At 55.2% G+C, this 22017-nt stretch carries 22 protein-coding genes and 1 tRNA gene; 16 read left to right on the top strand and 7 right to left on the bottom strand.

The annotated features are described in order from the left end of the window. Positions 1–84: 84 nt before the first annotated feature. From apaG to CJF39_RS07485, 7 genes are all read left to right on the top strand, one after another. Positions 85–465 (top strand): Co2+/Mg2+ efflux protein ApaG, encoded by a 381-nt coding sequence (gene apaG / locus CJF39_RS07515; RefSeq protein ID WP_094992838.1) that lies wholly within the window; start codon positions 85–87, stop codon positions 463–465. Next, positions 465–1349, top strand: a complete 885-nt coding sequence (locus CJF39_RS07510) for a symmetrical bis(5'-nucleosyl)-tetraphosphatase (protein ID WP_094992837.1) — start codon at positions 465–467, stop codon at positions 1347–1349. The genes apaG and CJF39_RS07510 overlap by 1 nt, the downstream gene beginning before the upstream one ends. A 20-nt stretch (positions 1350–1369) precedes the next feature. After that, positions 1370–1699: a thiosulfate sulfurtransferase GlpE gene (gene glpE / locus CJF39_RS07505; protein ID WP_094992836.1), complete on the top strand. Its 330-nt coding sequence runs from the start codon at positions 1370–1372 to the stop codon at positions 1697–1699. 300 nt (positions 1700–1999) lie between these two features. Beyond that, positions 2000–3922, top strand: coding sequence for a PrkA family serine protein kinase (locus CJF39_RS07500; RefSeq protein WP_094992835.1), 1923 nt, complete (start codon positions 2000–2002; stop codon positions 3920–3922). A gap of 114 nt (positions 3923–4036) precedes the next feature. Then, positions 4037–5311, top strand: a complete 1275-nt coding sequence (locus tag CJF39_RS07495; RefSeq protein ID WP_070411368.1) for a YeaH/YhbH family protein — start codon at positions 4037–4039, stop codon at positions 5309–5311. Further along, positions 5308–6870 carry a SpoVR family protein gene (locus CJF39_RS07490; protein ID WP_094992834.1) on the top strand — a complete coding sequence of 521 codons (1563 nt, stop codon included), beginning with the start codon at positions 5308–5310 and terminating at the stop codon, positions 6868–6870. Before CJF39_RS07495 ends, CJF39_RS07490 begins: the two co-directional genes overlap by 4 nt. Positions 6871–6932: 62 nt before the next feature. After that, positions 6933–8180 carry a multifunctional CCA addition/repair protein gene (locus CJF39_RS07485; RefSeq protein ID WP_094992833.1) on the top strand — a complete coding sequence of 416 codons (1248 nt, stop codon included), beginning with the start codon at positions 6933–6935 and terminating at the stop codon, positions 8178–8180. A gap of 71 nt (positions 8181–8251) precedes the next feature. Here CJF39_RS07485 and folK read toward each other — a convergent pair whose 3' ends face one another. Next, positions 8252–8770: a 2-amino-4-hydroxy-6-hydroxymethyldihydropteridine diphosphokinase gene (gene folK / locus CJF39_RS07480; RefSeq protein ID WP_094992832.1), complete on the bottom strand. Its 519-nt coding sequence runs from the start codon at positions 8768–8770 to the stop codon at positions 8252–8254. Then, entirely contained in the window at positions 8761–9114 is a 354-nt protein-coding gene (gene folB, locus CJF39_RS07475) for a dihydroneopterin aldolase (RefSeq protein WP_094992831.1), read from the bottom strand. Before folB ends, folK begins: the two co-directional genes overlap by 10 nt. Positions 9115–9188: 74 nt before the next feature. Here folB and plsY point away from each other — a divergent pair, with 74 nt between their 5' ends. Next, the gene (gene plsY / locus CJF39_RS07470) at positions 9189–9758 is read left to right on the top strand and encodes a glycerol-3-phosphate 1-O-acyltransferase PlsY (protein ID WP_094992830.1); all 570 of its coding nucleotides are present in this window, start codon (positions 9189–9191) and stop codon (positions 9756–9758) included. A 53-nt stretch (positions 9759–9811) separates the two neighbouring features. On the opposite strand, the gene tsaD is transcribed toward plsY, so the two are convergent. After that, positions 9812–10837, bottom strand: a complete 1026-nt coding sequence (tsaD, locus tag CJF39_RS07465; protein ID WP_094992829.1) for a tRNA (adenosine(37)-N6)-threonylcarbamoyltransferase complex transferase subunit TsaD — start codon at positions 10835–10837, stop codon at positions 9812–9814. A 198-nt stretch (positions 10838–11035) separates the two neighbouring features. Between tsaD and rpsU the strand changes: the two genes are divergently transcribed. From rpsU to CJF39_RS22980, 8 genes are all read left to right on the top strand, one after another. Next, positions 11036–11251 (top strand): 30S ribosomal protein S21, encoded by a 216-nt coding sequence (rpsU, locus tag CJF39_RS07460; RefSeq protein ID WP_002551877.1) that lies wholly within the window; start codon positions 11036–11038, stop codon positions 11249–11251. A gap of 470 nt (positions 11252–11721) precedes the next feature. Then, positions 11722–13671, top strand: coding sequence for a DNA primase (gene dnaG, locus CJF39_RS07455; RefSeq protein ID WP_094992828.1), 1950 nt, complete (start codon positions 11722–11724; stop codon positions 13669–13671). Positions 13672–13738: 67 nt separating this feature from the next. Further along, entirely contained in the window at positions 13739–15589 is a 1851-nt protein-coding gene (rpoD, locus tag CJF39_RS07450; protein ID WP_047278039.1) for an RNA polymerase sigma factor RpoD, read from the top strand. A 122-nt stretch (positions 15590–15711) separates the two neighbouring features. After that, a complete protein-coding gene (locus CJF39_RS07445) occupies positions 15712–19083 on the top strand; it encodes a bifunctional diguanylate cyclase/phosphodiesterase (RefSeq protein ID WP_094992827.1) in 3372 nt (1123 codons plus the stop codon). 15 nt (positions 19084–19098) lie between these two features. Next, positions 19099–19175 (top strand) — tRNA-Ile (locus CJF39_RS07440). A gap of 182 nt (positions 19176–19357) precedes the next feature. Then, entirely contained in the window at positions 19358–19723 is a 366-nt protein-coding gene (locus CJF39_RS07435) for a hypothetical protein (protein ID WP_094992826.1), read from the top strand. Positions 19724–19753: 30 nt separating this feature from the next. Then, complete coding sequence (locus CJF39_RS22985; RefSeq protein WP_094992825.1) at positions 19754–19957, top strand: hypothetical protein; 204 nt, start codon at positions 19754–19756, stop codon at positions 19955–19957. 62 nt (positions 19958–20019) lie between these two features. Beyond that, positions 20020–20553: a hypothetical protein gene (locus tag CJF39_RS22980; protein ID WP_094992824.1), complete on the top strand. Its 534-nt coding sequence runs from the start codon at positions 20020–20022 to the stop codon at positions 20551–20553. 65 nt (positions 20554–20618) lie between these two features. On the opposite strand, the gene CJF39_RS07420 is transcribed toward CJF39_RS22980, so the two are convergent. From CJF39_RS07420 to CJF39_RS07410, 4 genes are read right to left on the bottom strand one after another with little or no spacing between them, the layout of a single operon-like run. Further along, positions 20619–20879 (bottom strand): hypothetical protein, encoded by a 261-nt coding sequence (locus CJF39_RS07420; protein ID WP_094992823.1) that lies wholly within the window; start codon positions 20877–20879, stop codon positions 20619–20621. A gap of 49 nt (positions 20880–20928) precedes the next feature. Further along, positions 20929–21453, bottom strand: coding sequence for a hypothetical protein (locus CJF39_RS07415; protein ID WP_094992822.1), 525 nt, complete (start codon positions 21451–21453; stop codon positions 20929–20931). Further along, on the bottom strand, positions 21450–21587 hold the full coding sequence (locus tag CJF39_RS22975; protein WP_169997964.1) for a hypothetical protein: 138 nt from the start codon (positions 21585–21587) through the stop codon (positions 21450–21452). The genes CJF39_RS07415 and CJF39_RS22975 overlap by 4 nt, the downstream gene beginning before the upstream one ends. Beyond that, positions 21587–21880: a hypothetical protein gene (locus CJF39_RS07410; protein WP_094992821.1), complete on the bottom strand. Its 294-nt coding sequence runs from the start codon at positions 21878–21880 to the stop codon at positions 21587–21589. Before CJF39_RS07410 ends, CJF39_RS22975 begins: the two co-directional genes overlap by 1 nt. Positions 21881–22017 lie beyond the last annotated feature (137 nt).

Genomic DNA, 22017 nt, shown 5'->3' with positions numbered 1-22017 from the left:
TGGCCTAGTACCCGTGACTTGGCCTAGACTCAGGCATCAGTTTTATCCCGAGCTGTGTCTCTGCTTTCAAGTAAGGCCTTCCGCATGTCCGAACCCCGCTATCAGGTTGACGTCAGCGTCGTCACCCGTTACTTGCCAGAACAATCTCAACCCGAGCAAGACCGCTTCGCCTTCGCCTACACCATCACGGTGAAGAACAACGGCTCAATCCCCGCAAAATTGCTGTCACGGCACTGGATCATCACCGACGGTGACGGGCACACCGAAGAAGTGCGCGGTGCAGGTGTCGTCGGACAACAACCGGTGATCGAACCGGGTCAGGTGCACACTTACAGCAGCGGCTCCGTGATCACCACAAAAGTCGGCACCATGCAGGGCAGCTACCTGATGCAGGCGCAAGACGATCATCAGTTCAAGGCCATCATTGCGCCCTTCCGCCTTGCTGTCCCCGGAGCGCTGCACTGATGGCGGTGTACGCAGTCGGTGACCTTCAAGGTTGCCTGCAACCGCTCAAGTGTCTGTTAGAGCGGGTTGCGTTCGATCCTGCAAAAGACACCCTGTGGCTGGTGGGCGACCTCGTTAACCGGGGACCCGAGTCGTTGGAGACGCTGCGCTTTCTGTATGGCATGCGTGAATCACTGGTTTGCGTGCTGGGCAACCACGACCTGCACTTGCTTGCGGTCGGCAACAATATTGAGCGCCTGAAAAAGGGTGACACGCTTCGCGAAATCCTCGAGGCACCGGACTGTGACCAATTGCTGGACTGGCTGCGCCAGCAACCTCTGTTGCATTACGACCTCGAACGAAATACCGCACTGGTTCATGCCGGTATTCCCCCGCAATGGAGCCTGAAAAAAGCCCTCAAATATGCGAGCGAAGTGGAACACGCATTGCGCGATGACAGCCTTTTGGGCCCTTTCCTCGATGGCATGTATGGCAATGAGCCTGCCAAATGGGACAGTGACCTGACGGGCATTGAACGCCTGCGGGTTATTACCAACTACTTCACCCGCATGCGGTTTTGCACCCGCGACGGCAAACTCGACCTTAAAAGCAAAGAAGGCGTGGGCAGCGCTCCGCCCGGTTATGCACCGTGGTTCAGCTATAAAGAACGCAAAACCCAGGACCTCAAAATCATCTTCGGTCACTGGGCTGCACTCGAAGGCAACTGCAAGGAGCCCGGCATCTACGCACTCGACACTGGCTGCGTATGGGGCGGCGCCATGACCCTGCTCAACGTCGACAACGGGCAGCGCTTGAGCTGCGACTGCGATGACCTGCACCTTAAAGCCCCTGCCAGCCCACAACCGTCTCCCCAACCTTTGGGCGTCACAACCCCACGCCCGTAGTCAGGCCAGAGGAATTTCCCATGACCGATTTCAAACGTATCGCTCCCGAACAGGCCCACACACTGCGTCAAAAAGGCGCCGTAGTAGTCGACATTCGCGACCCGCAGACTTATGCCGCCGGGCATATCACTGGCGCAACGCGCCTGGATAACCACTCGCTTCACGATTTCATTGCCAAGGCAGATCTGGATGCACCGTTGATCGTCGCTTGCTACCACGGTAATTCCAGTCAGAGCGCGGCGGCTTACCTGGTAGGCCAAGGATTCAGTGATGTGTACAGCCTCGACGGTGGTTTCGAATTGTGGCGTTCGACTTATCCGGGCGAAATCGCCCAAAGCCCGGAGGAATAATTTTTTAATGCACGCCAAGCCCACGTATTCAGTGGGCTGGCGCCCTGCCTGACCAACGGTCAAACACAACAATTCGCGCATCTCGCCTTGACCTCTCCCAGAACCAACTATCCTTTAGCTCAGGCCATCCGAATCTGGGGAGAGCCGGTACACCGGCGTGAGGATCATCAGTAGTAACTTCAAAGGGTTAGCCCCTTTGATGGTGTCCTGGGGGGTACACAGCAACTGCAACGTTGCCGCATGCCAGCACTCGAACTGACCGATCAATCGCCGGCTCCACGTATCGAGCGAGGTGACGTCATGAGTATTTTTAGCCACTTCCAACAGCGCTTTGAATCCACGCGCCAGGAAGAACTTACGCTCCAGGAATACCTTGAGCTGTGCAAAAACGATAAAAGCGCATACGCCTCGGCTGCCGAACGGCTGCTGTTGGCCATTGGTGAACCGCAACTGCTGGACACCTCGACTGACTCTCGCCTCTCGCGAATCTTCTCCAACAAAGTGATTCGCCGCTACCCGGCTTTTGCCGACTTCCACGGAATGGAAGAGTGCATTGAGCAAATCGTTTCCTACTTCCGCCATGCAGCCCAAGGGTTGGAAGAAAAGAAACAAATCCTCTACTTGCTGGGCCCGGTGGGCGGCGGCAAGTCGTCCCTGGCTGAAAAGCTCAAGCAATTGATCGAGAAAGTCCCTTTTTACGCCATCAAAGGTTCGCCAGTTTTCGAGTCGCCGCTTGGCCTGTTCAACGCCACGGAAGATGGCGCGATTCTTGAAGAAGACTTCGGGATCTCCAAGCGTTACCTGAGCACCATCATGTCGCCCTGGGCCACCAAGCGCCTGGCTGAATTTGGCGGCGATATCAGCCAGTTCCGGGTGGTCAAACTCTACCCGTCAATCCTTAACCAGATTGCAGTGGCCAAAACCGAACCCGGCGATGAAAACAACCAGGACATTTCGGCACTGGTGGGCAAGGTCGATATCCGCAAGCTAGAAGAATTCCCGCAAAACGATGCCGACGCCTACAGCTATTCGGGCGCGCTGTGCCGGGCCAACCAGGGTCTGATGGAATTCGTCGAAATGTTCAAGGCACCGATCAAGGTGCTGCACCCATTGCTCACGGCTACTCAGGAAGGCAACTACAACAGTACCGAAGGACTGGGGGCGATTCCTTTTACCGGGGTTCTGCTGGCGCACTCCAACGAATCGGAGTGGCATACCTTCCGTAACAACAAAAACAACGAAGCGTTTATCGATCGGATTTACATCGTAAAAGTGCCGTACTGCCTGCGGGTCAGTGACGAAGTCAAAATCTACGACAAACTGCTTTATAACAGCTCGCTGGCCAAAGCCCATTGCGCACCTGACACCCTGAAGATGCTCGCGCAGTTCACGGTGCTGTCACGCCTCAAAGAACCTGAAAACTCCAACATCTACTCCAAAATGCGTGTCTATGACGGCGAAAACCTCAAAGACACCGATCCGAAAGCCAAATCCATTCAGGAGTACCGTGACAGCGCTGGCGTCGACGAAGGCATGAACGGTTTGTCGACCCGATTTGCCTTCAAAATCCTGTCCAAAGTCTTCAACTTCGACCCGCACGAAATCGCTGCCAACCCGGTGCACTTGCTCTACGTGCTTGAACAACAGATCGAACAGGAACAGTTCCAGCCAGAAACCCGCGAGCGTTATCTGCGCTTCCTGAAAGAGTACCTGGCGCCCCGGTACATCGAGTTCATCGGCAAGGAAATTCAGACCGCTTACCTGGAGTCCTACAGCGAATACGGGCAAAACATTTTCGACCGCTACGTTCTGTACGCCGATTTCTGGATTCAGGATCAGGAATACCGTGACCCCGAAACCGGCGAAATCCTCAACCGCATCGCCCTTAACGAAGAACTGGAGAAAATCGAAAAACCGGCTGGCATCAGCAACCCGAAAGATTTCCGCAACGAAATCGTCAACTTCGTCCTGCGTGCCCGCGCCAACAACAATGGCAAAAACCCGACATGGCTCAGCTACGAAAAACTGCGGGTGGTCATCGAGAAGAAAATGTTCTCCAACACTGAGGACCTGCTGCCGGTCATCAGCTTCAACGCCAAGGCGAGCAAAGAGGATCAACAAAAACACAACGACTTCGTGACCCGAATGGTTGAACGCGGTTACACCGACAAACAAGTACGACTGCTCTCCGAGTGGTACCTGCGGGTCAGAAAATCGCAGTGAGGCAGCGGCAAGCGCCCGGCTACACGCTGCTAGCACCCGACGAAACTCCCGAACCCGGGAGCTCGCGGTGGCTTGCAGCGTGCAGCTCACCTCTTGAAGCGGCCCGGAGGGCTTATGAGCTATGTGATCGATCGACGCCTTAATGGCAAGAACAAGAGCACGGTAAACCGCCAACGTTTTCTGCGGCGCTATCGCGACCACATTAAAAAGGCCGTCGAAGAAGCCGTGGGCCGGCGTTCCATTACCGACATGGAACATGGCGAACAGATCAGCATTCCCGGTCGCGATATTGACGAGCCGGTGCTGCACCACGGGCGCGGCGGCAAACAAACGGTCGTGCATCCGGGTAATAAGGAGTTCACCAGCGGCGAACACATTCAACGCCCTCAAGGCGGGTCCGGGGGCGGAGGCGGCCCGGGCAAGGCAGGCAATTCCGGCGAAGGCATGGATGAGTTTGTGTTTCAAATCACCCAGGAAGAATTCCTCGAATTCATGTTCGAAGACCTCGAACTGCCAAACCTGGTCAAACGCCACCTGACGGGCACCGACACGTTTAAAACCGTGCGTGCTGGCATCAGCAACGAGGGTAACCCCTCACGAATCAACATCATCCGTACCTTGCGTTCCGCCCATGCCCGGCGCATTGCCCTGACCGGCAGCAGCCGCGCACGACTCAAAGAAGCAAAAATCGAACTTGAGCGTTTAAAACGCGAAGAACCTGACAATTTCGGCGATATCAAAGACATCGAAGCTGAAATCGAAAAGCTCAGCGCCCGCATTCATCGTGTCCCGTTTCTCGATACTTTCGACCTCAAGTACAACTTGCTGGTTAAACACCCCAACCCGAGCTCGAAGGCGGTGATGTTCTGCCTGATGGACGTTTCAGGCTCCATGACGCAAGCCACCAAGGACATCGCCAAGCGATTCTTTATCTTGCTGTACCTGTTCCTGAAACGAAATTACGACAAAATCGAAGTAGTGTTCATTCGCCACCACACCAGTGCCCGGGAGGTAGATGAAGAGGAGTTTTTCTATTCGCGCGAGACCGGCGGCACCATTGTCTCCAGCGCACTCAAGTTGATGCAGGAGATCATGGCCGAGCGATATCCCACTAACGAATGGAACATTTATGCCGCCCAGGCTTCCGACGGCGACAACTGGAACGACGACTCACCCATTTGCCGTGACATTTTGATCAACCAGATCATGCCATTCGTGCAGTACTACACTTATGTGGAAATTACCCCGCGCGAACATCAGGCGCTCTGGTACGAATATGAGCGTATCAACGAGGCTTTTCCCGACACCTTCGCTCAACAGCAACTGGTCTCGGCCGGCGATATTTACCCGGTCTTCCGTGAACTCTTCCAGCGCAGGTTAGTGACATGACCGCCAAAGAGAATAAACGCCACCCCATCTCCACTGGCTCCGAGTGGACCTTTGAACTGATCCAGGCCTACGACCGGGAAATCGGTCGCCTGGCCGAACGGTATGCACTGGACACCTACCCCAACCAGATTGAAGTCATCACCGCCGAGCAGATGATGGACGCCTACGCCTCTGTCGGGATGCCATTGGGCTATCACCATTGGTCCTACGGCAAACATTTCTTGAGTACCGAAAAGTCCTACAGCCGCGGGCAAATGGGGCTGGCGTATGAAATCGTCATCAACTCAGACCCGTGCATCGCTTACCTGATGGAAGAGAACACCATCTGCATGCAAGCCCTGGTGGTGGCCCATGCCTGCTATGGCCACAACAGCTTCTTCAAGGGTAATTACCTGTTCCGAACCTGGACTGACGCCAGTTCGATCATTGATTACCTGGTGTTCGCCAAGCAATACATCATGCAGTGCGAAGAGCGCCACGGTATCGACGCGGTGGAAGACTTGCTGGACTCTTGCCATGCACTGATGAATTACGGCGTAGACCGCTACAAACGGCCTTATCCGATTTCGGCCGAAGAAGAGCGTCGTCGTCAGAAGGAGCGCGAAGAGCACCTGCAAAAACAGATCAATGATTTGTGGCGCACCATCCCCAAGAACGCTGACAAATTCAACGAAAAGGACAACGCACGTTTTCCGGACGAACCTCAGGAAAACATCCTGTATTTCATCGAGAAACACGCGCCGCTGCTGGAACCCTGGCAACGCGAAGTGGTGCGTATCGTACGCAAAATCGCCCAGTACTTTTACCCACAGCGCCAAACCCAGGTCATGAACGAAGGCTGGGCAACTTTTTGGCATTACACCCTGATGAACGATCTTTACGATGAGGGGCTGGTGACGGACGGCTTCATGATGGAGTTCCTGACCTCGCACACCAGCGTGGTGTTTCAACCGGGTTTTGACAGCCCCTACTACAGCGGGATCAACCCGTATGCCTTGGGTTTCGCGATGTACCGCGATATCCGGCGCATGTGCGAAGAACCCACCGAGGAAGATCGTCGCTGGTTCCCCGAGTTGGCGGGCAGCGACTGGTTATCGAGCATCAAGTTCGCCATGAGCAGCTTCAAAGACGAAAGCTTCATCCTGCAATACCTGTCCCCCAAGGTTATTCGCGACCTCAAGCTGTTCAGCATCATGGATGACGATCAGAAAGACGATTTACTCGTACCCGCTATCCACGATGAAAACGGCTACAGGATCATTCGCGAAACCCTGGCAGCGCAGTACAACTTGGGGAATCGCGAGCCTAACGTGCAAATCTGGAGTATCGACCGTCGCGGCGATCGCTCGCTTACCCTGCGCCATCAACAGCATGACCGCAAACCGCTGGGCGACTCCACTGACGAGGTACTTAAACACCTTCACCGCCTGTGGGGTTTTGATATTCACCTCGAAACCCTGCAAGGGGATCAAGTGATGAAGGCCCATCATGTCCCGCCAAAAAGTGAACATGGCGATGCTGAATACGGACGTTTGGATTTGAGCGCCATTCACTTGTGATAGACGTGAACCTCCGTTTGCGCGACGCAGCGGTTATCCTGTCGCGCTAACGGAGGTTTTTTATGCAGATTTATAAAGTCGGCGGTGCAGTCCGCGATCGCTTGCTTGGCAAACCCGTCACAGACATCGACTGGGTCGTAGTAGGCGCGAGTGCCGAACAAATGCTGGCCAAGGGCTTTCGTCCCGTAGGCTCCGACTTCCCGGTCTTTCTCCATCCTAAAACCGGGGAGGAATACGCCCTCGCCCGCACCGAGCGCAAAAGCGGACACGGTTATGGGGGCTTTGTATTTCATGCCAGCCCTGACGTAACCCTCGAAGAGGATTTGATCCGCCGCGATCTGACCATCAATGCGATGGCCGAAGATGATGCGGGCAATATTACTGACCCCTACCACGGCCAACGAGATCTGGAAGCACGCATATTGCGCCATGTTTCTCCAGCATTCGCCGAAGATCCCCTGCGGGTGCTGCGCGTTGCGCGCTTCGCTGCACGTTATGCCGGGCTCGGGTTCAGGGTGGCAGACGAAACACTGGAACTGATGCGTCAACTGTCAGCCTCAGGCGAACTCCAAGCGCTAACACCGGAACGTTGCTGGAAGGAAATATCCCGCGCCCTGATGGAAGACCATCCCCACGTTTTTATTGAAGTACTCAGACGTTGCGGCGCACTTGAAGTGCTATTGCCCGAAGTCCAGGCATTATTCGGCGTACCGCAACCGCCAGCTCACCACCCTGAAATCGACAGTGGCATTCACACCCTGAGCGTGCTTGAACAAGCGGCGCGGCATCACCAGCCTTTGACCGTACGCTGGGCGTGCTTGCTGCATGACGTGGGAAAAGGCCTTACGCCGGAATCGAAATGGCCACGCCATATCGCCCATGAGCACACCGGATTGCGCCTGATCAAAGCCGCAAACGAGCGGTTCAAAGCACCTCGAGATTGTCAGGAACTTGCATTGCTGGTCGGCGAATACCACACCCACGGGCATCGGGCCTTTGAGCTGAAGGCCTCGACCTTACTGGAATTGCTGCAACGATTTGACGTTTACCGTCGACCTCAACGCTTCGAGGAATTTATCGTCGCTTGTGAGATGGACGCCAAGGGTCGCTTGGGGCTTGAAGAACGGCCATACCCTCAGGCTGACTATTTGCGTGGCGCCGCGAAAGCAGCCCAGGCAGTCGACATCCAGCCGCTGCTGGCACAGGGGTTCAAGGGCCCGGCGCTGGGGGAAGCCCTTAAGCGCGAACGGCTCAGCGCTTTACAAGCCTACAAAGACGCGACCCAAAAGCCAGCATCGCCCACAGCCTAACCGCTTGCGAACTGCAGCTGCTGCGCTGCCACCACTCGGTTGTGAGCGGCGGCAGCGCATTTACAGCAGCCTCAAAGCATCTCTTTCGGTGTCAATTGCTCGCCACGCCATTCAAACGCCGCGGGGGCAAGCACTTGATCAATCTGAGCCTCTGCCCAGATCTGACCAAGTGTCATGCCCACACTCGGATGTAGCTTGTCAGGGGCGATCAGCGAAAGCGGCCACAGCACAAAGGCATTTCTGAGTATCTCGGCGCGCGGCAAGACCAAACCGTCAAAATCGCCCACCCAGTCACCGTAAAACAACACGTCAATATCGAGCGGCAAACCTTTGCGATCCTGCGCGTATCGTCCGTTATCGGCTTCGATCAGCTTCAAACGTCGGGTCAAATCCGCCAATGGTAAATCTGTGTTGGCCACCACCACCAGATTGAAGAAAGGCCCGCTTTTTATTCCCACAGGCTGACTTTCAAACACTGCCGAACACTGCATGTTTTGCAGGAAGCCAGCCAGCGCATCGAGCCCCGCATGCAAATGCTTTTCGCGCTCGACATTACTGCCCAGCCCGAGAAAAACCTGAGTTAGCGACATCCGCGCTCAATCTCCACGCCCACCCCTGTGGCGGCCGCGACAGCGCCCGGCTTGGTCAACTTGAGGTGAAGCCAGGGAATATTAAATTCACTCATCAGCACTTCAGCCAGACGCTCGGCAAAAGTTTCTACCAATTGGTATTGGGTCTGCTCGGCAAAAGCCTGGATTCTGGCCGAGACACTGGCGTAATCCAGCGCCAGAGTCAGATCATCCCCTGCTGCGGCCGGGCGGTTATCCCACGCAAAACTCAGATCAAGGCGCAAACACTGACGGATGCCACGCTCCCAGTCATAGGCACCGATTACGGTGTCAACTTCCAGGCCTTCGATAAACACTCTGTCCAAGCACTTTTCTCCGCAGCACGACAAGGGCGCAATGCGCCGTTAGAATCAGGGCGTCCTCGCCCGGAATAGTTAGCATGTTTTGGTTACTGGCGATTATCGCCTACCTGCTTGGCTCGCTGTCCTTCGCCATTTTGCTCAGCCGCCTGACGGGTCATCCCGACCCGCGAATGAGTGGCTCAGGCAATGCTGGCGCGACCAATATGTTACGTCTGGCCGGTAAAAAACTGGCCGTCCTGACCTTGCTCGGTGACCTGTGCAAAGGCCTGCTGCCCGTCCTGCTCGCCAACCAACTCAACCTGCCACTCCAGCAACAAGCCTGGATTGGTGTCTGTGCCGTCATCGGGCACATGTATCCGCTGTACTTCCGATTTCGGGGCGGCAAAGGTGTCGCGACCGCTGCCGGCATGTTGCTAGGGCTTTACCCCCCCGCCGCCTTGCTGGCTGTCCTGGCCTGGTTGCTGACCTTCCAGCTAACCCGTACCAGTTCACTTGCTGCGCTGATTGCCACACCCTTGACCCTGCCTTTACTGGCCTGGCAAGAGCCTGCCGCGCTGCTGCCCATGTGCGGATTAACCGCACTGATTGTCTGGCGCCACCGCGGCAATTTACGCGACCTGATGGCCGGGCGCGAACGGCATTTCTGATTCGCCCGCATGAAAATGCCTCATGACGGTCTGAAAACGTCTGAACGCCCCCATCACAACGGCTTCAACTGCTCCATCGGCCAGCGCGCCTGCACACTGATTGCCAGGCTTTCATGCTGCCCCGCCTGCAAGCGCTGACACCCGGCAAAAGCGATCATCGCGCCGTTGTCGGTACAGAACTCAGGGCGCGCATAAAACACCTGACCGTTCATGCCACCGAGCATGGTCTCCAGCGAAGCGCGCAACGCCTTGTTTGCACTCACACCACCCGCAATCACCAGACGCTTCATGCCTGCTTGCTTGAGGGCACGCTTGCACTTGATGGTGAGTGTTTCGACCACCGCTTGCTGAAACGCCAAGGCGATGTCACTGCGAGCCTGCTCGTTGTCGTCACCCGCTGCCACGCAGCGCTGCCAAGTGTTCAAAGCAAAGGTCTTGAGGCCACTGAAACTGAAATCCAGACCAGGGCGGTCGGTCATGGGCCGCGGGAAGACAAAGCGCCCCGCCACACCCTGCGCCGCAAGACGGGCGATTTCGGGGCCACCCGGGTAGTTAAGCCCCATCATCTTCGCCGTTTTGTCGAAGGCTTCGCCCGCAGCATCATCCAGCGTCTCGCCAAGCAACGCGTATTGACCAATGCCATCCACACGAACGAGCTGCGTATGGCCTCCGGAAACCAACAAAGCGACGAACGGGAACTCGGGGGGCTGCTCTTCCAGCATCGGCGCCAGTAGATGGCCTTCCATGTGGTGCACGCCCAACGCAGGGATACCCCATGCGAACGCTAACGCTTGAGCGCAGGAAGCCCCGACCAGCAAGGCCCCGACCAGACCCGGGCCTGCCGTGTAGGCAATCGCATCGATTTCTGTAGGCACACAGTCAGCTTCAGCCAGCACCTGACGAATCAGGGGCAGCATGCGTTTGACGTGATCCCGTGAGGCCAGCTCCGGCACCACGCCGCCATAGGCGCGGTGCAGGTCGATCTGGCTGAACAGTGCATCGGCCAAAAGCCCGCGCTCACTGTCGTATAGCGCGACGCCGGTTTCGTCGCAGGAGGTTTCTAATCCCAGTACTAGCATGGGTTTGCGCCTTGTAGAGGCTAAATTCGAAGGCGCGCATAATAGTCGCCACCACCGCCCCCGGCCAGCGGTTTTCGATCAGAGGCTTTGCATTCCGGGCGATGAGGGGTTAACATCCGCAACCCTTAAAAACCGACGTCTTCCAACGCGATTTTGCCTTGAGACGTTGACCCCGGTAATGAATGAAGGTAGCTCTGGATGCCAGCCGTCAAAGTAAAAGAGAACGAACCCTTCGACGTAGCTCTGCGTCGTTTCAAGCGCTCCTGCGAAAAAGCCGGTGTACTGGCTGAAGTTCGCAGCCGCGAATTTTACGAGAAGCCGACTTCCGAGCGTAAGCGCAAAGCAGCAGCCGCTGTTAAGCGTCACGCGAAGAAAGTTCAGCGCGAGCAGCGCCGCGCCGTTCGTCTGTACTAATACACAGACGTTCGTTGCAAGCTTCTGCCAAGCCCGGCCTAAAGCCGGGCCGTAGGCAGTTGCAGCAAGTTACATGCTTTACCGTCAAGGCCGCAGATGCGACCGCGACAAACTGCTACATCACGTCAGACCTGGCCTTTAAGCCAGCTGTGCACGTCTTTACTGACGAGCCTTCAAGGCTACCGACGAGCACACACCTCTGATTTTCCTAAAAGACGATCAGCCCAAGGCATTTCTCCCATGCCTGCTTATGAGCTATCCGAGACCAGCCATTGGTCACTGCCGGACTCAGAGCGTGATATTTCGAACCCATTTACTCTGATTTAAATACGAGTCTGCGGAGCTTCGACAGATACACTTCCCGAGATGATTGAGCAGACGTCACACGTACGAGCAGCGCTTTCGCCTGCACGCCGCCACGACCAAACCTTTCTATACGGCTTTTTTTGCGCTGAGATGACGAGAACGCCATGGCCGGGTTAATCCCCCAGAGCTTTATTGACGACCTTCTGAACCGCACCGATATCGTCGATGTCGTCAGCTCGCGCGTGCAAATGAAGAAAGCAGGCAAGAATTACACCGCCTGCTGCCCCTTCCACAAAGAAAAAACACCGTCTTTCAGCGTCAGCCCTGACAAGCAGTTTTATTATTGCTTCGGTTGCGGCGCAGGCGGCAATGCCCTCGGCTTCATCATGGACCACGACAACCTGGACTTCCCCCAGGCTGTCGAAGAACTGGCCAAAGCCGCGGGCATGGAGATTCCCAGAGAAGAAAGCGGTCGCTCGCACAAACCGCGACAGCCGACCGACTCGCCGCTCTACCCGCTGCTGACCGCCGCCGCCGACTTTTACCGCCAGGCCCTGAAAAGCCACCCGGCGCGCAAGGCTGCCGTGGATTACTTGAAAGGCCGCGGCCTGACCGGCGAAATCGCCCGGGACTTCGGCCTCGGGTTTGCACCGCCCGGCTGGGACAACCTCTACAAGCACTTGAGCAGCGACACACTGCAGCAAAAAGCCATGATCGATGCAGGCTTGCTTGTAGAGAACGCGGAAACCGGCAAACGCTACGATCGCTTTCGCGATCGCGTGATGTTTCCGATTCGCGACAGCCGTGGCCGCATCATCGCATTTGGCGGTCGCGTGCTTGGCGATGACAAACCCAAATACCTGAACTCCCCCGAAACACCTGTCTTCCACAAAGGGCAGGAACTGTACGGGCTGTTCGAAGCACGCAAATTCAATCGCAGCCTCGACGAAATCATCGTGGTTGAAGGCTATATGGACGTCATTGCCCTCGCCCAACAGGGCCTGCGCAATGCCGTCGCAACACTGGGCACCGCGACCAGCGAAGAACACATGAAACGTCTTTTTCGCGTCGTACCCAGCGTATTGTTTTGCTTTGATGGCGATCAAGCTGGCCGCAACGCCGCCTGGCGCGCCCTGGAAGCTACGCTGCCCTGCCTGCAAGACGGCCGGCGCGCCCGCTTCCTGTTTCTGCCCGAAGGCGAAGATCCCGACACGCTGGTGCGCTCTGAAGGCACCGATGCGTTCAAGGCACGAATTAACCAGCACGCGCAGCCGCTGGCCGATTATTTCTTCCAGCAACTGACCGAAGAAACCGATCCGCGCTCGCTCGAAGGCAGGGCCCACATGGCCACGCTGGCAGCACCGCTTATCGACAAAGTGCCTGGCGCCAACCTGCGCAACCTGATGCGCCAACACTTGAGCGAGATCACAGGCCTTAACAGCGAAGCGGTCAGCCAACTGGCTCAAAGCGCCCCACCACCCTCGCAACCCGCCTACGATCCCGGCATTGATTACGATGCCATGCCCGACTACAGCGACTTCCAGCAGCCGGACACGTACCTCCCCCAACAGGAATGGACACCGAAAAAAACGGGCGCAGGTGGTAAAAAATGGGAAAACAAACCTTGGGACAAAAAAGGCAAGCGCGGCGGCGAGCGTGAGCAGGCCTGGATTCCGGTCGGCGTTGAACCTCCGACATTAACCGCCCTACGAACCTTACTGCACCATCCGCAACTGGCCAAGAAAGTAGAAGACGCAGGCCACTTTGCAGCTGAAGACCAGACGAACAACCAGCTATTGATCGCGCTGGTCGAGGCCGTACAGAAGAATCCTAAGCTAAGCTCTATACAGTTGTTGTCCCGCTGGCACGGCACTGAACAGGGTCGTTTGCTGCAAAGACTGCTGGAAAAGGAATGGCTAATTGACGCCGACAACCTTGAACAACAGTTTTTCGACACCATAACTAGCTTGTCAGCTCGCCAACGTGAGCGAAACCTGGAACAACTTCTTCGAAAAGCACGTCAAGGCGAGCTAAGTAGCGAGGAGAAAAATCAGTTACGCGACCTTCTGAGTCGCAATAATCCCGCATCAAACCCGACCTCAACTGGCGCGTGAGGTCATAGCTAAGGTATAATCCTCGGCTTGTTTTTTGCCCGCCAAGACCTTCAGTGGATAGGGTGTTATGTCCGGAAAAGCGCAACAGCAGTCTCGTATCAAAGAGTTGATCACCCTCGGCCGTGAGCAGAAGTATCTGACTTACGCAGAGGTCAACGACCACCTGCCCGAAGATATTTCAGATCCGGAGCAAGTGGAAGACATTATCCGCATGATTAATGACATGGGGATCCCCGTACACGAGAGTGCTCCGGATGCGGACGCCCTTATGTTGGCCGATGCTGACACCGACGAAGCCGCTGCTGAAGAAGCAGCTGCAGCGTTGGCGGCAGTAGAAACCGATATTGGTCGCACTACCGACCCAGTGCGCATGTATATGCGTGAAATGGGCACGGTAGAACTGCTGACACGCGAAGGCGAAATTGAAATCGCCAAGCGTATCGAAGAAGGCATCCGTGAAGTGATGGGCGCAATCGCGCACTTCCCTGGCACGGTTGACCATATTCTCTCCGAGTACACTCGCGTCACCACCGAAGGTGGTCGCCTTTCTGACGTCCTGAGCGGTTATATCGACCCGGACGATGGAATTACGCCGCCTGCAGCCGAGGTTCCACCTCCTGTCGATCCTAAAACGGCCAAGGCCGAAGGTGATGACGAAGAGGAAGAGAAGGACGACGCTACCGATGACGAGGAAGAGGTCGAAAGCGGCCCCGATCCAATCATCGCAGCACAGCGCTTCGGCGCCGTTTCCGATCAGATGGAAATTACTCGCAAGGCACTGAAAAAGCACGGTCGCGACAGCAAGCAGGCAATTGCCGAGCTGGTTGCCCTGGCTGAGCTGTTCATGCCGATCAAGCTGGTGCCGAAGCAATTCGAAGGCCTGGTTGAACGTGTTCGTAGCGCTCTGGAGCGTCTGCGTGCACAAGAGCGGGCCATCATGCAGCTGTGTGTACGTGATGCACGCATGCCGCGTACCGACTTCCTTCGTCTGTTCCCGGGCAATGAAGTCGACGAAAGCTGGAGCGACGCGCTGGCCAAAGGCAAAAGCAAATACGCTGAAGCCATTGCCCGCTTGCAACCGGACATCATCCGTTGCCAGCAAAAGCTGTCTGCTCTGGAAGCCGAAACCGGCCTGAAGATTGCCGAGATCAAGGACATCAACCGTCGCATGTCGATCGGTGAGGCCAAGGCCCGCCGCGCGAAGAAAGAGATGGTTGAAGCCAACTTGCGTCTGGTGATCTCCATCGCCAAGAAGTACACCAACCGTGGTTTGCAGTTCCTCGATTTGATCCAGGAAGGCAACATCGGCTTGATGAAAGCGGTAGACAAGTTTGAATACCGCCGCGGCTACAAATTCTCGACCTATGCCACCTGGTGGATCCGTCAGGCGATCACTCGCTCGATTGCCGACCAGGCACGCACCATCCGTATTCCGGTGCACATGATCGAGACGATCAACAAGCTCAACCGTATTTCCCGCCAAATGCTGCAGGAAATGGGTCGCGAACCGACCCCGGAAGAGCTGGGCGAACGCATGGAAATGCCTGAGGACAAAATCCGCAAGGTATTGAAGATCGCTAAAGAGCCGATCTCCATGGAAACCCCGATCGGTGATGACGAAGACTCCCATCTGGGTGACTTCATCGAAGACTCGACCATGCAGTCGCCAATCGATGTTGCCACCGTTGAGAGCCTTAAAGAAGCGACACGCGATGTACTCGGCGGCCTTACAGCACGTGAAGCCAAAGTACTGCGCATGCGTTTCGGTATCGACATGAATACCGACCACACCCTTGAGGAGGTTGGTAAGCAGTTCGACGTTACCCGTGAACGGATTCGTCAGATCGAAGCCAAAGCGTTGCGCAAGCTGCGCCACCCGACGAGAAGCGAGCACTTGCGCTCCTTCCTCGACGAGTGATACCAAAACCCCCGGCCCTGCCGGGGGTTTTGCTTTATACCTACGCAACCTTTCCAGCGCCTGACGTCCATATCCCACAGCCCGTCTACACTCGTCACATTCGCGAGTAGAACGAGCCCCGCATGCCACGACTGCCTGCTTTCATCCTCTTGCTGCTAATCGCTTTTTCTACAGCGGCCAACGCCCTGACGTTGACCGACGAGGAGCAACAGTGGCTCGCCCAACATCCCGAACTGCGCCTTGGGGTTGATGCATCATGGCCTCCTTTTGAGTTCCGCGACGAAAAAGGCCTCTACACCGGACTGGCCGCTGATTACGTGGAGCTGATCAAAAACCGTCTGGGCGTGAGCATCAAGCCGGTTGAGCCCTACGATTGGAGTAACGTCCTTGAACTCGCCAAAGAAGGGAATCTCGACTGGCTACCCGGCATCATGTCGACCCCTGAGCGCCAGAAAAGCCTGGCCTTCACACGTCCTTATCTCGACTTCCCAATTGTCATCCTCGCGCACAAAGGCGGCCCCACCCCAAAAAACATTGATGAGCTGTACGGGCTTAAAATCGCCGTGGTCGAAAACTATGCCCCGCACGAGCTGCTTCATGCCCAACACCCGGACCTGAATCTTGTCGCCCTGCCCAATGTCAGCTCCGCGTTGCAGGCACTGGCGACTGATCAAGTAGGCGCCATGGTCGGCGACTTGGCATCCAGTGTCTGGAGCCTGCGCCAGCTCAAGCTGGATGGGTTGTACGTCAGTGGCGAAACACCTTATCGCTATCAACTGGCGATGGCCGTACCCAAAGAGCAAACCATCCTGCTACGCCTGCTGGACAAAGTCATGGCCGACATGAGCCCCGCAGAGGTAGAAGCCATTCAAGCGCGCTGGATCGGCAGCGCGGGCAATTATCAGGGGTTATGGCGCGGTTTTTTACTGTACGTGCTGCCGGGCATCTTGCTGCTCGTTACCGTATTGATCGTGGTCGTGCGCATCAACAGGCGCTTGAGCTCCGAAATAGCCCGTCGGGTTGCCCTCGAACAGGAACTGCGCAGCAGCGAATACCGCTACAGAGGTCTGGTAGAAAGTCTGTCAGCCATCGCCTGGGAGGCCCAACTGGAGGATTACAGCTACACCTATGTGTCCCCCCAGGCCGAAACGCTCATTGGCTACCCGCTGGCAGAGTGGCTGACGCCTGGCTTCTGGGAGCGAATCGTCCACCCCGATGACTTGCCCCGTGCCAAAGCGTTCTGCGAGGGTGAAATCAAGGCCGGACGCGATCACAGCATCGACTACCGCGTCATCACCGCAGAGGGCAAAACACTGTGGCTACGCGACATCATTACCCTCACCACTTATAACCAGACGCCCGTACTGCGCGGGTTGATGATCAACATCAGCGAAACCAAACAAACCGAAGAAGCCCTTCGCCTCTCTGAAGAGAAATTTGCCAAAGCCTTTCACGCGTCGCCAGACGGATTGTTGTTGAGCAGGCAAAGTGATGGCTTGCTTATCGAAATCAACGAAGGCTTCAGCCGCTTGACTGGCTACGACAAAGCCAGCGCGCTGAAGCGTTCGTCTCTGGACCTCAACATTTGGGTCGACGTGCATCAGCGCAGTGAGTTGCTCGCGCTGCTGACCCAGAACGGATTTGTGCGTGATTTCAGGTGCCACCTACGGCACAAAAGCGGACGCATCCGCCTCTGCGAAGTGTCTAGCCGACCGCTAAAAATTGGCGATGAAGACTGCATGTTGACCATTGCGCGGGACATCACAGAACGCCAACAGATGCAGGAGAAACTCCTGCAAACAGCCACCGTATTTGAAAGTACCGCTGAAGGCATTTTGTTCACCGATCCGGCGCAAACAATCACCGCCGTCAACCGTGCATTCACTGAAATAACAGGCTACAGCGAGGCCGAAGCCTTGGGCCAAACACCCCGGATTCTGGCCTCCAGTCAGCACGACAGCGCATTCTTTGCCGCCATGTGGCATCAGCTGTCCGGAGAAGGTCACTGGCAAGGGGAGATTTATAACAAACGCAAGAACGGAGAGGTCTACCCCTCCTGGATGACAATCAGCGCGGTGCACAACCCCGAAAATATCGTCACTCACTTTGTGGCCGTATTCGCCGACATTTCCAGCCTCAAGCACGCACAGGCGCGTCTGGACCATCAAGTTCATCACGACCCGCTGACCGGCCTGCCCAACCGCTTATTGTTCGAAAGCAGACTTGACCAGATCATCAACCAGCAAAAGGCGGAAGGCCAACACGCGGCGGTACTGTTTCTAGACCTTGATCGCTTTAAAAACATCAACGACAGCTTGGGCCACCCGGTTGGCGATCTGTTGCTCAAAGGCATTACCGTACGCCTCAAGGTTCAATTACGCGACATTGATACCGTCGCCCGCCTCGGCGGCGATGAGTTCATTATCTTGCTACCCGGCCTCCAGCAGCCCCGCGATGCAGAGGTGATTGCCAACAAGCTGCTGGCCTGCTTCAGCGCACCGTTTCCCGCCGGCGAACACGAACTGTTTATCAGCGCCAGCATCGGCATCAGTGTGTACCCGCATGACGGCACGGACGTGGCCACACTGGTTAAAAACGCCGACGCCGCCATGTACCGCTCCAAGCTAAAAGGACGCAACCGCGTAGAGCGCTACACCCATGACCTTACGTCACAGGCGAGAGAACGAGTGATCCTCGAACAAGAGCTGCGACGCGCACTGGAGCGCAATGAACTATCACTGTTCTACCAACCCAAAATCAGCCTACCCGACCTGGGCCTGGTCGGTGCCGAGGCCCTGATTCGCTGGACCCACCCCACGCTGGGCGTCATTGCGCCAGAGCGCTTCATTCACTTGGCGGAAGAAAACGGCATGATCATCCAGGTGGGCGACTGGGTGCTGGAGCGTGCCTGCATGCAATTGAATGAATGGAACCAGGCATACGAACCATTTGGCCCCGTGTCCGTGAACCTTGCCGGTGCTCAACTGCATCAACCCCGACTTGTAGCCCGTATCCGGCAACTGCTGAAGAAATACAGCCTCACGCCTGGCTGCCTGCAATTGGAAATTACCGAAAACTTCATCATGAACCAGACCGAAGAAGCGCTGGACGTCCTGCACCAGCTCAAGCGGTTAGGCGTGCAACTGGCCATTGATGACTTCGGCACCGGATATTCCTCACTCAGCTACCTCAAACGCCTGCCACTGGACACCTTGAAAATAGACCAGTCATTCGTCCGCGGCTTACCCCACGACCCCAATGACGAAGCCATTGTGCGCGCCATCATTGCGTTAGGTCACAGCATGCAATTCACCGTCATTGCCGAAGGCGTTGAGAACGAAGCCCAGCAAGACTTCTTGGCCAAAGCAGGCTGCGAGCAGATTCAGGGGTATATAGTCAGCGTGCCTTTATCAGCGGAAGAATTTGCAGCGACCTTTCTTCGTATCTCTATTTCGGATTTTTCGGATAGCACTGCCGAGAAACCATCGTTATAATCCGCGACCTACTGAGGGCCTATAGCTCAGTTGGTTAGAGCAGGGGACTCATAATCCCTTGGTCGCAGGTTCGAGTCCTGCTGGGCCCACCATGCAAAACAAAGGCTTACGCTTAACGGCGTAGGCCTTTTTTGTTTTCCAATGGAAAATCTTAACGAATTGCTAAACGAATGCGGTCTGTGCCTCCGCACCACCTGTTAGACGTGCGCTAAACAGTGGCCTTTCGATTTCATCCGAGCGTATGCTGTGAAAAATCACGTCATCAAGGATCGATATGAGAAAGGTACTGGCAGTACTGGCAATGAGCCTGACGCTTAGCGGTTGCGCTACCTCCCACTACACTAGCGGTAGAGATTTCCCATCTGAGAACGTAGCTAGCATCATCAAAGGAAAGACGACAACAAAAGAGCTTAAAGCCCTGTTTGGCGACCCCTTCAGTAAAAGCCCAGTCAACGACACCGATGAAAAGTGGGTCTACACCTACGCAAACGGCTCTGCTCACGCACAGAGCTATATCGTCACCATGAAAGTCACCACCACCGGCACCCAGAAAACTCTAGACGTGCTGATTCGTAACGACACAGTAATTAACTTTACGTTCAACGAGGGACAAAACCCTTACAACTCAACCACAAACTAATCAACAACCACATAGCCAAGGAAGCCTCTCATGCCCATAAAGAGAACAGGCAATTTCGACCTCGCAAAAGAAATGAAAATCCGAGCACGAAAAATGATTTCTCAGTTCCTCAGCGAAGAGGAGCTTTTGGAAGTGACCATCGAAATCAACAAAACCACATCCAAACTTTCCTTCCACGCCCCGGACGCAATTTCCGAGAAGATAACAATAAACCTAGCCAAACTTGACCAATAGCCGCAAAACCAGTTCCAAATGGAAAAACACAGCTGATGCCAGCATAAAAATGGAAACCCACAATGGTCTCTACAAGAACAATACTAGCTCTAACAACTGCATTACTCATAAGCATATTTCTGACAGGATGCGCTGAAAGCCCATTCCAAGCATACAGAGCGGCACCAGACAATTTCAATCCAGGCTCAGAGCACCTCTTTAGCTCACCAATTGATATACAGCCAAACACGTTTGGCGGCAACGGATCGGCGTGGTTCAGATTTAACACTTTCAAAAAAGGCACTAGCAACAGCTGGAACATAGAGACGTACTGGCTAGGAAAAGATTGGCTTTTCGTCAACAATATCGCATTCAATATTGACGGGAAAATAACCAACTCCCCTTCAACAAACAACAACAGAGAAATTGTCCATTCAGTCGGAGTATCTGAGCGCCAGTTTAGCCCAGCACCACAAGAACTGATCACCGCACTGACTCACGCGCAAACCGTCATAGTTCGATTATCTGGGCAAAACTACTACCTAGAAAAGCAGCTAACCGCTCAAGAAGTAACCAATATAAAGTGGTATATAAGCTTCATTAAGGAAGGAAAGTAACTTCTCATGCGTGCATCATCGACGCTGCACATCGGCAAGGATGCCTCTCTCCAAAATAATTACGATCAAGCCCACATCACTCCCGGATAAGGCGTGGCCTCCCGGTCTGGCACTGGTTTAGTGGCCTTCGCTATGCCCTTCACTAAATCGTTGTAGCGCTGCTTTGTCTTACCATTGCACCGGTACATGCGAGGAGTCAGGAAACCGCCCCAACGTGCCAGCCAGCGCCTTGGCGGCATTACTTCTGCCGCCTCGATAGCCCAGATAAGCAACTGCTCATCGCTCGGCTGATCGTCTTCAAATTCAAACTCATCGATTGCCTGCATCTCCCGCCCCCTTGGTATTGCCCGACCGGATTAGGATCGGGCGTCTAAATCAGATATGCCCAGCGGTTGCCAGCCCCATAGCTAGGGTCTGCCGAGTGCCAATCAGATTGTTTAGCGCGCTTACATTTCCCAATTCCAGATCCTGGATTTGCTCCAACGCAGAACGAACACCAGCAAGCGGGACATAGCGCCCGGCTGCCTGAGCTGAATTGAAAGCTAAGGTGAACTCATCGGTATGAGCCTCGATCAATGGCTTTAACTTGGCGACCAAAGCGGAAATAGCCTTGCGATGATTTACTAGCCGTTCGAGAGCTGCGATTGCATCAGCGGCTTGCTCATTGGCTTTATCGACTTTCGCTTGTTGCGCCTCGACCTCGGCTTGCAAATGCAGGGCTTCCAGGCGAAGGTTTAGGCGTTTGGTTAGCCGTGCTGTGCTATCAATTTGATCCTCTAGCGTCGCTACGTCTTCACCGGCTCGGCAAGCTGACTCCCATTGCTCATTGAGGGATGCTAGCAACAGTTCGGCGTCGATTAGTTGCTGTTCATGGCTGGCAATCAATTCGACAGTGCTCATGCGCGGGCCTCCAAGCGAACCATGATGATCCCCAGGCTGGCCTCGATTAGAGCCATACGGTGCAACAGGCTTTGCAGTAGGTTGCGGTTACTGGTGCCCACAGGACGCCCAGGCTTACGGATTTCGGCAGCCATTAGCGAGCGCTCCCAGCAAAGTACTCATTGAAGTCAGGGGTGAGCCTTTCAATGATTTGCGCAGGCTGGCTTGCAAGTTTGGCTAACGCTTTTGCGTTGTGCTCCATACCTTTAGCCACTATTTCACCGAACTTATCGCTAACAATTTTTCGATTAGCCGCCATGTTTTCTGACTTAAGAAAAGCCAGGTCTGCCTTGATAGATGCAACGTCTTTTGTCAAACCTTCAAGAAGTCCAACCAACGACTCCAGATCGCTCGGATTAAGCGAAGCGTTTACAAGCTGTCGAGCCATGTTGTTTTACCTGCATATAATTAATTAAGAGCGCTTATTATATCGCAAACAAAAACACACTCTCCCAGCAATGAAACACACGCAAAAATGCTTAGCAAGCTAAGCATTAGGCGACATATTGGTCAGTGCCTCCCATG

This window comes from Pseudomonas lundensis (assembly GCF_002269125.1).
Classification (GTDB): domain Bacteria; phylum Pseudomonadota; class Gammaproteobacteria; order Pseudomonadales; family Pseudomonadaceae; genus Aquipseudomonas; species Aquipseudomonas lundensis_A.
Note: the sequence above shows the minus strand (reverse complement) of the source record. Positions and strands in the feature narration are given on the sequence as shown.